Here is a 12815-nt window from a genome sequence, read left to right on the forward strand (position 1 = left end):
GGCAACAAGAACAGGGAATGGCGGCCCTCAGGTGGGGCCGCCAGGTGCGATCAGGATCGTTCCGGCGCAGGCTCGAGAGCCCGGCGAGCCCGGTTCTGAGCCCGTTCGATATCTTCCGGTTCGAGCTCCCACGCTGTGGCATCCACATTCATGTCCTGGAAGCGGGCAGCATCGAAAACAGGTTGTTCGATTCCCTCGGCAATCTGGCCGTCGAAGTCCTTCAGGATGCGCAGGCCAGGCTTGAACAGGGCGATCAGGGCGATCAGGTTTACGAGAGCCAGCAGACCCATAGTGACGTCTGCAAAACCAAACACCGTGCCCAGGTCAGTGGTGGCGCCCCAACAGACCAGCCCAATGATGGCCACTCGGAACGAGTTGAAGAAATTCTGGTTCTGGGTGCTGAAGAAGTTAATGCTGTTCTCACCGAGATAGTAATTGTAGAGAATCGTGCTGAAACCGAAGAGCATCAGCGCAACACTTACAAAGCTGCGGCCCCAGTCACCCACGTGATCTGCAAGGGCGGATTGCGTCAGGGCAACGCCTCCAACATCGCTCAGGGTGTTGGGATCGTAAATCCCGCTCAGCAGGATAATAAACGCCGTCGACGAGCAGATGATGAGCGTGTCGATAAACACCGAGAATGCCTGAACGATGCCCTGATTGGCGGGGTGGGGCACGTAGGCCACCGCCGCGACGTTTGGCGCACTGCCGAGGCCTGCCTCATTCGAAAACAGGCCGCGTTTGACCCCCATCAGAATGGCGGCACCAATGCCTCCGCCAACGACAGGCTCGAGACCGAACGCGCTGTTGACGATGAGCATGAAGACATCCGGGATGTGGTCGATGTTCAGCGCAAGAACGACGGCCGTGATCAGCAGATAGCTGCCAGCCATGAGCGGAACCAGAAATTCAGCCACCCGGGCGATGCGGCGAACACCACCAAAGATGATCAGGCCTACCACCATCGCCAGTGCAATGCCGGTATAGAAAACGGGAACGCCGAACGCGTCGTCTACCGAGGTCGCAACCGCATAGGATTGCAGCGCGGTAAACCCAAAGCCGAAGGTCAGCAGCAACAGGACAGAGTACAGGCCCGCCATCCACTTCCAGCGGGCGCCAAGGCCCCGGGAAATGTAGTGCGCCGGGCCACCGCGATACGTGCCGTCCGGTTCAGCCACCTTGTACGTCTGGGCCAGTGAACATTCGAGGAAGCTGGTGGCCATGCCCATCAGGCCAACCACCCACATCCAGAAAACGGCGCCGGGACCGCCCAGCGTGATGGCAACCGCCACGCCAGCGATATTGCCCCCGCCGACCCGACCGGCCACCGAGAGCAGCAGCGCCTGGAAGGAACTGAGATGGCCATGCTTGTCTTTCTGAAAGGCCTGACTGGCGCTCAGAATCCGGAACATGCGCCCAAAATAACGGAATTGAACGAAACGGGAGGCAACGGTGAATCCGATACCGACAGTGACCAGCAGCGCAATGAGAATCTTGCCCCATAGCAATTCGCTCAGAAACTCGAACATAAGCAACTCCGACAATGATTGTTGTTGTGCGAAGCTTTCATTTAACCAACCGGGCACCCCTGCTAGAATTCGCAGGTCATTGATGAGTAGACGCACTCTGGCGCGGTAACAGCGTCAAGTCGCGCTAGTGCAAGTTGGCGCACTGGCTTTCTTTAGGTAAAAAAGAGCGATACACCCAATGCATCCGGATCTGGCTCAGAATCTCAGGCTGCTCTGCAGTTACTACACATCGATTGCAGAGGTGTGTCGTCGTCTTGGAATCAACCGCCCGCAATTCAACCGGTATCTCAGCGGCCAACACAAACCGTCAGCGAGCACGCTGCGTCGTCTGTGTGAGTTTTTCGGGGTAAACGAACAGGAAATACTGTTGCCGCACGGCCAGTTTCAACGGGTGGTTGATGTGCGCCCGAGGGTCAAGGCGCAGCCCAACCAGGAAGAGGAACTCATCCAGACGCACCTGGACAGACTCGATGGCGGGGCTCGGGGCGATATTGAGAACTACCTGGGCTACTACTACGAGTACTACCAATCGATGTCTGCGCCCGGGAAGGTCCTCCAGAACCTCGTGTGTCTTGAGCGCCAGGGCAATCGCGTCGTGTTCCAGCGCACGGAACGGATGCGGGCATCGAGCAACGAGCCGCCCTGCCACAATCGGTATCAGGGCATCGCCTATCTCCTGACCGACAGGCTGTTCCTGGTGGACTATGAAACGCTGAATTGCCACGAGATCACCCAGACCATTCTCTTCCCCAGTTTCAGAAACCGGGTGACGCGATTGACCGGGTTGAAGATCGGCGTTTCAGACAACAGTGAACGTATGCCGTGTTGCGCGAGGGTGCTGTACGAATACCTGGGCCAAAGTGTGAACGTCCGCAAGGCGCTTGCCCGCTGCGGTCTGCATGAGTTGAACAGTAGCCGGATTGACGCGTCCATTCGCGCTGCGGTCCGCAATGATCTGGCGCCGGACGAGTATCTTTTCAGGGCGCGGCACTAGGGGGGGCGGGTGCAGGCAGCGACCACGGCCGCCGCCCGCAGAGGAGGTCACTTCACGGTCAGGCGTTCGGCGTTCTTCTCGATGGTACGCTCGCCAATGCCTTTCACGTTCGCCAGGTCCTGCGGCGCTGCAAACGGGCCGTTGGCTTCGCGGTAGGCCACAATGGCTTCGGCCTTGCTCTGGCCCACGCCAGTAAGCTCGGCGAGGGTGGTGACATCGGCGGTATTGATGTTGATGGCAACCGGCTCGGCCTGGGCGAAGCCCGTCATGAGGCTGAACAGCAGAACGAGGGTGGCAATTAACGGAGTACGGTTCATAGAAGTGAGTTCCTGATACTGATTGTCGTCTTGTGATGTTGCCGGGACGCAAACAGCCGGAACGAGTGCACGGTCAGGACCACATTCCCTGTGATCCCGAATTCCGTGGCTGACCCCTGCCTGATCCTTCAGGCCATGCGCTCATCCTGAGCACTTCATCCTTGCGATCTTCCATGTGAGCCCAGATCCGTAGGGCAACTCCAAATCCCTGGAGCCATCTTCCATGAGCCAACGTTCCTTGCTGGCTTGTCATCCCTGACAATTTCCATTCTACAGGGGAACGAAGTGTTACAAATCGGAGAATCGCTCCGAGGGGTGTGCGATATGTCTTACAAACCTGTAAGCATTTCGGCGGTTGACAAAATGAACGTAAGTTCAGTGTTTATGCGTCCTGCGAAGCAATTTGCTGCCCGCTCCGGTGAGCCGCGGCGGCCTCCCGGATTCGCTCCATGGTGATTTCCCGAACCGCCTTCTGGCTGGCGCGAATATGGTGCGTCAGCCGGTCCGCGGCCTCACTGGCCTGGCCGTTGCGAAGGGCTTCCAGAATGGCCGCGTGTTCAACATAGGTGGCATCCACCCGGTCATCCCGGGTGAAGTCCAGGCGCCGGATAATCCGCAGCCGGTCGGTAATCTCCCGGTGAATCCGCGTCATCTCGCGGTTGCCGGCGGCGGCCACCAGATCGCAGTGAAAGCTCTCGTCCAGTGCCCGCACCGTGCTGCCCACCGCGCGCTCGGAGGGGTGGTCGGGGTTCCAGATGGCGGTCAGCATCCTGATGGCAGAAGGCTCCTCCGACAAGGCGCAGATCTTGTGCATGGCGGCGCGTTCCAGGGTGATGCGCAGGTCGTAAAGCTCTTCCACCTGCTGGAAATCGAACGGCTTGACCTGCCAGCCACTGCGGAAAAGGACCTCCACATAGCCCTCCCGCTGCAATCGGTAGAGGGCCTCCCGAACCGGCGTCCGGCTGGCGTGCAGGCGGGTGCCCACGTCGCCCTCGCTGAACTTGTCACCGGGGATCAGGCGGAACTCAAAAATGTCGTCCTTCAGGGCCTCGTAAACCCTGTCTGCCATGGACTCTTTTCTTTTGCTGGTTGTTGCCATTCGTATTCGCTCCGCTAAATTCGAGAGGCGTCTGTCGTTGGAGTTCCACAGGTAGTCAGACCTCAATGCTTAACAAAGGCTCCCCGGGCGTAACAGCCTTGCCCGGTTCAACATGCAATGCACTGATGGTTCCTGCAAGCGTTGCGTTGATCTCAAACTCCATCTTCATGGCCTCGACGACGACCAGGGCATCGCCCTCTGCAACGGTATCGCCGGGTTTGACCAGGCACTTCCAGATGTTTCCGGCAATCTCCGCGCTGACCAGCTCCCCGAACTTTTCCAGATCCGAGGCATCCGCTTTTGGCGGCGCCTTGGCCAGTTTGTCGAGCTCCTCGGCTTCGCTGTCTTTCCACAGGGCGACTTCCCGGGCGTAGGCCGCCTGCTGCATCTTCCGGAACTCGGAAATGGAGTCGGCGTTGGCGTCGAGGAAGGCCTGGTGGGTTTTCAGATCGAAGGTTTCTTCATCGATCCTTACGGTCAGTTGGCCGGCACGGAACTGGTCGCGCATCTCGTCCAGCTCGGCCTCGGTGACCGGGTAGTAGCACACCTGGTCAAAGAACCGCAGCAGCCAGGGTGCGCCCTCGGCGAACTGGGGATTCTTCAGGTATTTGTTCCAGATCGGCAGGGTGCGGCCCACCAGCTGGTAACCGCCGGGGGAGTCCATGCCGTAGATGCACATGTACACGCCGCCGATGCCCACGGTGCCTTCGGCGGTATAGGTTCGGGCCGGGTTGTACTTGGAGGTGAGCAGCCGGTGACGCGGGTCCAGCGGCACGGCGCAGGGGGCCCCCAGGTAAACGTCACCCAGCCCCAGCACCAGGTACCGTGCCGAGAACAGTACATCGCGCACTTCTTCCCGTGTTGCCAGCCCATTGATGCGCTGCATGAAGTCGACGTTGTTGGGTAGCCAGGGCGCGGTATCCCGCACGGACCGACGGTATTTGTCCACCGCTTCCAGGGTGGCGCTGTCTTCGAAGGCCATGGGCAGGTGAATCACCCGGCTGCGGACCTTCAGTTCGTCCGTAGGCGGCAGCGTGGCTTCCAGGTCCAGCAGGTACTGCATCAGGGCCTGCTGCGGCAGGATGCGGGCGTCGTACCTCAGCTGCAGGGAACGCACCCCCGGGGACAGTTCCAGGAGCCCGGCGGGCTGCACATCGGCGATGGCTTCCATCAGGGCATGGATGCGCAGGCGCACGCCAAGGTCCATGACGTTGGGGCCGTATTCCAGCAGGATGTACTGGTCACCGGCCTGGCGGTAGGTGACTTCCGGTCGGCCGTCGGTTTCCTCCAGATGGGCCAGGATTGTGGCGGACAGACCATTCAGCGGTGCCAGGTCCGGTTTGGCCAGGGCCGCCACGGCCGGTGCCACCAGAGTCCTGATCGCCAGCTCCTGGCGTTCGGAGAGACTCACGGCGGTGTCGTTATCAATGGCCACGAACCGGATGGTGTCGCCGGGTTTCACCTGGCCGACCTTCCACAGCTCCGCCTTGGCGATGGTCACCGGGCACACGAAACCGCCCAGGCTGGGGCCGTCCTTGGTGAGAATGACCGGCATGTCACCGGTGAAGTTGATGGAGCCGATGGCGTATTCACAGTCGTGGATATTGGAGGGGTGCAGCCCCGCTTCGCCACCGTCGGCTCGGGTGAACTCCGGCTTGGGGCCATTCAGGCGAATGCCCAGGCGGTTGGAGTTGTAGTGCACTTCCCAGTCCTGCTCGAAGAACTTCTCGATGGAGTTCTCGGTGAAGAAATCCGGCGCACCATGGGGCCCGTAGAGCACGCCGATTTCCCAGTGGTTCGGGTAGTCCGGAATCAGGTTCGGGTCGGCCGGGGCCGGGTCGTGGGTGGGGGCGGTTGTCGTGCAGGCGGGCAGGGCGATCTGGCTGATGCCCAGCATGTCGCCGGGGCGCAGGGGCCGGCCGCCGTGGCCGCCGAACTGGCCCAGGGCAAAGGTGGAGCGGCTGCCCAGGTACACCGGAACATCAAATCCGCCACGCACCGCCAGATAGGTGCGGCAGCCCTTGATGGCCTTGCCGACGGCCAGCACCTGGCCGGCTTTGACGGTGATGGGCGTCCAGAAGGCCACCGGCTCATCGTCCAGCGTGGCGTCCGAGAGCGCGCCGGTCAGCGCCACCACGGCATCCTTGTGGAACTTCAGGCTGGGTCCGATCAGGGTGGCTTCCAGCCCTGCTGCTTCGTGGTGATTGCCCACAATACGGTTGGCAAGGCGGAAGGCGTAATCGTCCATGGGCCCGCTGGGTGGCACACCGATGTTCCAGTAGCCCACGCGGCCCGGGTAATCCTGCACGGTGGTGTAGGTTCCGGGTTTGACCACTTCCGCCACGGAGGGCCTGAACTCGAAGCCCTCCAGCGCCCGGGTGGACACAATGCCGTCGGCAAAGCTGGGCTGGGCCACCACCTGGCGAAGGTAATCCAGGTTGGTGGCAATGCCCATCAGCCGGGTTTCGGCGAGGGCGGCTTTCAGCTTCGCCAGGGCATCGGCGCGGTCGGTGCCATGTACGATCAGCTTGGCGATCATGGGGTCATAGTGGGCCGACACCTCGCTGCCGTTTTCCACCCAGGTATCCACCCGCACGCCGTCTTCCGGCCAGTGTACGTCGGTCAGCTCGCCCGGGGAGGGCTGGAAATCCTTGAGCGGGTCTTCGGCGTAGATGCGCACTTCCATGGAGGCCCCGTTCAGCTCCGGCTCGAAGCTGGCCAGCTCCGGGCTCTCGCCGGCAGCAATCTTCAGCATCCACCCGATCAGGTCCAGCCCGGTGACGGACTCGGTTACCGGGTGCTCAACCTGTAAGCGGGTATTTACTTCGAGGAAGTAGAACTCGTCCCGGTCGGCGTCGTAGATGTACTCCACCGTACCCGCGGACCGGTAATTCACCGATTGGCCCAGGGAGACCGCCGCATCCAGCATCTTCTGGCGGGTGGCCGCCGGCAGGTTCGGGGCCGGGGTTTCCTCCACCACTTTCTGGTTGCGGCGCTGCAGGGAGCAGTCCCGCTCACCCAGGGCGACGACGTTGCCGGCGCCGTCACCGAATATCTGCACTTCCACATGGCGGGCACGGGCGATGAAACGCTCCAGAAACACGCCGCTGTCGTTGAAGAAACTCTGGCCCTGACGGCGTACGGTTTCGAAGGCATCCCGTAGTTCACGCTCGTTGTCGCAGCGGGTGAGACCGATGCCGCCACCGCCGGCGGTGCTTTTCAGCATCACCGGGTAGCCCAGGCGTTCGGCGGTGGCCAGGGCTTCGTCCAGACTTTCCAGCAGGCCGCTGCCTGGCGCCAGGGGCACACCGGCGGCTTCCGCCAGTTCCCGGGCCCGGTGCTTGAGGCCGAATTCACGCATCTGGTCCGGCGTCGGGCCAACGAAGGCAATGCCGTCCGCCTCGCAGGCCTCGGCGAAATCGGCGTTCTCGGAGAGAAAGCCATAGCCCGGAATAATCGCCTGGGCACCGGTGTGCCGGGCGGCGGAGAGAATCTGGGCCTTGTCGAGGTAGGTTTCACTGGCACCGTTGCCGGTCAGGCCCACGGATTCGTCCGCGAGGGTCACGTGCAGGCTGTGGCGGTCCTGATGGGAATAGACAGCCACGCTGCCAACGCCCATAGCCTTGAGAGTGCGAATGGTGCGAACCGCGATTTCACCCCGGTTGGCGATCAGTACTTTGGTAAACATGATGGCGGCTCTCCTTATGCCGTTCCGGATTTCAGGGCGGTGATGTAGGCGCGCCAGCCACCGAATTCAGTGACGTCCCGGGCGCCGTCGAAGCCATAGCCTTCGCAGATGAAGCCATTCACCCATCGGCCATCGGCGAGTTCCACATTGCCGATACCCAGCGGGGCAGGGATCAGATCCACAAAGGAGCCGAAGGCCGACGCGGGCATTTCCCAGACTTCCACAATGATTTCCTCGCCTTCACTGTCAGCCACCCGTCTTAACCCGGGCTTGGGCGGGGTGGTATTGGGCAGGGCGTAAAGCCGGTAGTTGGCGGCGGTGGTGGTCTGCTCCAGCAGCACCGAGTAGCGCTCCGTCAGCTGCGTATTCAGGGGCATGCCGCTGAGGTGGGCCCCCACCACGGCCACCTGGATGGTCGGCGTGCTGATGGCGGCGCCGGGCGTTTCTTCCGGTCGGGGGTTCCCGGTGGCGCCCAGCGGAGTCGGGTGGGCGTTCAGCCACTGGCAGGCCAGGTGTTGCAGTTCGGTGTCTTTCCAGGCCCCGCTGATCAGGGTGACACCGAAGGGCAGGCCGTCGTCCCGGAAGCCGGCGGGTATGGCCAGGGCGCTCATGTCGGCCAGGTTTACGAAGTTGGTGTAGGTCCCGAGCTGGCTGTTCAGGGCCAGCGGGTCAGCGTTCACCGCTTCAATCGTGGGAGCGGTGGGCGCCGTGGGCACCAGCATGGCATCCACATCCACCAGGAGTTCATCAATCTGGCGCTGCAGCTCTTCCTTGAGGTACTGAGCCTTGAAGGTATCGGTGGCGCTGAACTTGCCGGCGCTGTCGATGATGCCCCGGACCACCGGGTTCATCTCGTCCCCGTGGCTGGCCCTGAACGTCTCCACTGCGGCATGGCGCTCGGCCACCCAGGGGCCCTCATAAAGCAGCGCGGCCAGCTCCAGCATGGGGCTGAAATCCATCGGAATCAGCTCCACATCCTGCTGACGCCACTGGCTGATGGCGGTGTTCCAGGCGGCCTCGGCCTGCTGGTCACCAAACCATTCAGGGTGCTCCGGAATCGCCAGCCGTTTGACCGGGCCAGGCCGGCGCAGGGCGGGGCCGTCCAGGGGCAGGGCGTAGGGCGCCTTGCGGGAGAAGGCATCGGCGGCGTCGTAACCGGCCATGGCCTCCGACACCAGCCCGGCATCGTTCACGGTGAGCGCAAAGATGGATACGCAATCGAGCGAACGACAGGCGGGCACGACGCCGCGAATGCTGAACATCCCCCGGGTGGGCTTCAGCCCGACCAGATTGTTCAGCCCCGCCGGCACCCGGCCGGAGCCGGCGGTATCGGTACCCAGGGAGAACGGCACCAGGCCGCGCGCCACCACCGAGGCAGACCCGGAGCTGGATCCACCGCTTACCACGTCCGGCTTGAAGCTGTTTGGCACCGCACCATACGGGGAGCGGGTGCCCACCAGCCCGGTGGCGAACTGGTCCAGGTTGGTCTTGCCGATCACCACCGCGCCGGCGGCTTTCAGTCGGACAATCGTGGTGGCGTCCTGCGCGGGGGAGTAGGCAAATGCGGGGCAGCCGGCCGTTGTTTCAAAGCCGCGGACATCGATGTTGTCTTTTGCCGCGAACGGAATGCCGTAGAGCGGAAGAGCACTCCTGTCGCCACCGGCGGCTTCCAGAGTCAGCGCCAGTTCGGCCAGGGCACTGGCGAGGCCGTCGCCATCGAGCAGCGAAATCCAGGCGGCATCTTCGGTATCCAGCCCGGTCAGCAGCTCACCCAGCAATGACTCAGGCTTGGCGCCTTCTTTATAGGCGCTCTGCCAGTCCTTGATGGTCCATCCGAGAGTTGAAGGCATTGGTCGTCCTCATGTGCGTTATCAACTTGTATACATGTGGGATGGCAATGCCTGTGCCATTTGGCGATTTTTATTGATAAATATATAAAAAACAGTAGGTTAATCTTTTTTGGCGAGAGGTTGGTGTTTTCAGGTGCGCCCAAAGCCGGTGCGAGCGCACCAGAATTGAGCCGTAAAACAGCGGCTCAGCGCAGTGGTAGCGGGCACTCCGTGCGTTCTTGGGTGCTTGTATACTAGATAAGTGACTGTTTTGTAGGAACATTGGTGGAATGTGGAACAGCTGATGCAAAGGTTCTGTTGCGTTTCATGACGAACTGCATACCCCAAACCAAGAAAAGGACGCACAACATGAGCATCAAAAAACACGTGAAACTGGGCCTCTCTGCACTGGCGCTTTCCATCTCTTTCAATTCCGTCGCTGCGGAAGATCCCATCAAGGTTGGTATCCTGCATTCCCTCTCCGGCACCATGGCCATCAGTGAGTCCACCCTGAAAGACACCATGCTGATGCTGATCGAAAAGCAGAACGAAGCCGGCGGTGTTCTGGGTCGTCAGCTTGAACCGGTGGTGGTCGATCCGGCCTCCAACTGGCCGCTGTTCGCCGAGAAAGCCCGCGAACTGCTGGCAAAAGAAGAAGTGGACGTGATCTTCGGTAACTGGACCTCGGTGTCCCGCAAATCCGTACTGCCGGTGGTGGAAGAGCTCAACGGCCTTCTGTTTTACCCGGTGCAGTACGAGGGTGAGGAATCCTCCGAAAACGTCTTCTACACCGGTGCCGCGCCCAACCAGCAAGCCATCCCGGCCGTGGATTACCTGATGAACGACATCGGCGTTGAGCGCTGGGTGCTGGCCGGTACCGACTACGTCTACCCGCGCACCACCAACAAGATCCTCGAGACCTACCTCAAGGACAAGGGCGTGGCCGCGGACGACATCATGATCAACTACACGCCGTTTGGTCACTCCAACTGGCAGTCCATCGTTTCCGACATCAAGAAATTCGGCAGCGCCGGCAAGAAAACCGCCGTGGTCTCCACCATCAACGGCGACGCCAACGTCCCGTTCTACCGCGAGCTGGGTAACCAGGGCATCGACGCCGCAGACATCCCGGTTGTGGCCTTCTCCGTGGGCGAGCAGGAGCTGTCCGGTATCGACACCGGTCCTCTGGTTGGCCACCTGGCGGCCTGGAACTACTTCATGAGCGTGGATTCCGACGCCAACTACGACTTCATCGACGCCTGGGTTGAGTACACCGGCCAGGAAGACGCGGTCACCAACGATCCGATGGAAGCGCACTACATCGGCTTCAACATGTACATCGAGGCTGTCAAGAAAGCCGGCACCGTGGATGTGGACGCCGTGAAAGACGCCATCATCGGCGTGAGCGTGCCCAACCTCACTGGCGGCTACGCCACCATGATGCCGAACCACCACATCACCAAGCCGGTGCTGATCGGCGAGATCCAGGACAACGGCCAGTTCTCCGTAGTCTGGGAAACTCCGTCCACCGTGGCTGGCGATGCCTGGTCTGACTTCCTGCCGGGTTCAAAGGACCTGATCAGTGACTGGCGCAAGCCGCTGTTCTGCGGAAACTTCAACGTGGTTTCCGGTACCTGTGGCGGCAAGGCTGAAGTTGCTTCCCAGTAAGGGCTGACTGAGCCTGCGGGCGGGGAGACAGTCCCCGCCCGCCTTCACCTGGCAACACATCTAATTTCAAGGACAGGACGCAACCATGGGCATCATCCGATCGCTCAGCCCGCTTCTGGTCGTCTGTTTTCTGCTCTGGCCCGCCCTCACGCAGGCCCAGGTGGAAGACACGGAAGCGCAGCAACTGCTCACCGCCCTGGCGGAATCTTCCTTCAAGGAAAAAAAAGACGTCGTTAACCGCATCGCCGGCAGTGGCGACGAACGTGCCCGCGGCTGGCTCGAAGCCTTCGCCAGCAACAAACTGGGCCGCATCGAATCCAGCGGGCAATTCATCATCGTGCTGGAAAACCGGGGCCGCGACTGGACCGTGGAAAGTGCGCTCACCCGCGAAAACCTCGGCGAAGTCTCCCGCCGCGACATCGACACCATCCGCGTCAACAACGCCCTGCGTAACGAGCTGGAAGGCATCCTGTCGGTGATCGATCTCAAGAGTCCCGATGAGGACAACCGTTTATCCGCCGCCCGCGCCCTTAAAGGCAGCGTGGACGACACCCTGGCCGAGCGCCTGCCGGAACTGATCGACGCCGAAGAGAGCGAATCGGTTCAGGCGGCTCTGACCGAAGCCCTGGCCATTTACCGCGTGGAAGAGCAGGGCGATGTCGCCGCCGTGGCGACCCTCTCCGGCAGCCTCAACTCCGAGGCCCGGGCCGCCCTGCAGCAGGCCATGCGCAGCGATGACCCGCAGCTGGTCTCCGCCGCGCAAACCGCGATGAAAAGCATCGAACAGAAACTGAAACTGAACCGCGCCGCCGAGACTCTCTACTTCGGGCTCTCCCTCGGCTCGGTACTGGTGCTGGCCGCCATCGGCCTGGCCATCACTTTCGGGGTGATGGGCGTGATCAACATGGCCCACGGCGAGCTGATCATGCTCGGCGCCTACACCACCTGGGGCATGCAGCAACTGCTTCCGGGCCAGCCCGGCCTGGCGCTGGTGCTGTCCATTCCCGCCGGTTTCCTGGTGGCGGCGCTGGCGGGCATCGCCATCGAGCGTAGCGTGATCCAGCACCTCAAGGGCCGCCCGCTGGAAACCCTGCTGGCCACCTTCGGCGTCAGCCTGATCCTGCAACAACTGGTGCGCACGGTGATATCGCCCCTGAACCGCACCGTGATCACCCCGGACTGGATGAGCGGTTCGGTGATGATCAACGAGGCACTCTCCCTGACACTTAACCGCATGTACGTGATCGGCTTTGCCCTGGTGGTATTCGCCGGCCTGATGCTGATCATGCGCAAGACCCGTCTGGGCCTGGAAGTGCGCGCCGTCACCCAGAACCGGGCCATGGCCCGCTCCATGGGCATCAAGGCCACCAAGGTGGACATCCTGACCTTCGGCCTGGGCTCCGGTGTGGCCGGCCTGGCCGGTGTCGCGCTGTCCCAGATCACCAACGTCGGCCCCAACCTGGGCCAGAGCTACATCATCGATTCGTTCATGGTGGTGGTGTTCGGCGGTGTGGGTAACCTCTGGGGCACCCTGCTGGCGGGCCTGTCCCTGGGCACCATCAACCAGCTGCTGGAACCCTGGGCCGGCGCCGTGCTCGCCAAGATCCTGGTGCTGGTACTGATCATCCTGTTCATCCAGAAACGGCCGAAGGGGCTCTTCCCCCAGAAAGGCCGAGCAGCGGAGGGTTGAG

The 12815-nt window shown here is 61.8% G+C and carries 8 protein-coding genes; 3 read left to right on the top strand and 5 right to left on the bottom strand.

Annotated features, from left to right (window positions below; genetic code table 11):
• Nucleotides 1-50: 50 nt before the first annotated feature.
• Nucleotides 51-1529, bottom strand: a complete 1479-nt coding sequence (locus tag QQF73_RS04190; protein WP_228739339.1) for an alanine/glycine:cation symporter family protein — start codon at nucleotides 1527-1529, stop codon at nucleotides 51-53.
• A gap of 178 nt (nucleotides 1530-1707) precedes the next feature.
• On the opposite strand from QQF73_RS04190, the gene QQF73_RS04195 reads away from it, so the two are divergent.
• The gene (locus tag QQF73_RS04195) at nucleotides 1708-2523 is read left to right on the top strand and encodes a helix-turn-helix domain-containing protein (protein ID WP_219866690.1); all 816 of its coding nucleotides are present in this window, start codon (nucleotides 1708-1710) and stop codon (nucleotides 2521-2523) included.
• Nucleotides 2524-2570: 47 nt separating this feature from the next.
• On the opposite strand, the gene QQF73_RS04200 is transcribed toward QQF73_RS04195, so the two are convergent.
• The 4 genes from QQF73_RS04200 to atzF form a co-directional block, all read right to left on the bottom strand.
• Nucleotides 2571-2840 (bottom strand): ComEA family DNA-binding protein, encoded by a 270-nt coding sequence (locus QQF73_RS04200; RefSeq protein ID WP_219866689.1) that lies wholly within the window; start codon nucleotides 2838-2840, stop codon nucleotides 2571-2573.
• Between the two features lie 382 nt (nucleotides 2841-3222).
• On the bottom strand, nucleotides 3223-3939 hold the full coding sequence (locus QQF73_RS04205; RefSeq protein ID WP_219866688.1) for a GntR family transcriptional regulator: 717 nt from the start codon (nucleotides 3937-3939) through the stop codon (nucleotides 3223-3225).
• A 55-nt stretch (nucleotides 3940-3994) separates the two neighbouring features.
• A complete protein-coding gene (gene uca / locus QQF73_RS04210) occupies nucleotides 3995-7627 on the bottom strand; it encodes an urea carboxylase (RefSeq protein ID WP_285367321.1) in 3633 nt (1210 codons plus the stop codon).
• 14 nt (nucleotides 7628-7641) lie between these two features.
• Nucleotides 7642-9477, bottom strand: a complete 1836-nt coding sequence (gene atzF, locus QQF73_RS04215) for an allophanate hydrolase (RefSeq protein ID WP_285367323.1) — start codon at nucleotides 9475-9477, stop codon at nucleotides 7642-7644.
• A 348-nt stretch (nucleotides 9478-9825) separates the two neighbouring features.
• Between atzF and urtA the strand changes: the two genes are divergently transcribed.
• Complete coding sequence (gene urtA / locus QQF73_RS04220) at nucleotides 9826-11124, top strand: urea ABC transporter substrate-binding protein (RefSeq protein ID WP_219866685.1); 1299 nt, start codon at nucleotides 9826-9828, stop codon at nucleotides 11122-11124.
• Nucleotides 11125-11209: 85 nt separating this feature from the next.
• The gene (gene urtB, locus QQF73_RS04225) at nucleotides 11210-12814 is read left to right on the top strand and encodes an urea ABC transporter permease subunit UrtB (RefSeq protein ID WP_285367325.1); all 1605 of its coding nucleotides are present in this window, start codon (nucleotides 11210-11212) and stop codon (nucleotides 12812-12814) included.
• Nucleotide 12815 lies beyond the last annotated feature (1 nt).

Origin of the sequence: Marinobacter albus, from assembly GCF_030238305.1 — a bacterium.
Lineage (GTDB): Bacteria > Pseudomonadota > Gammaproteobacteria > Pseudomonadales > Oleiphilaceae > Marinobacter > Marinobacter albus.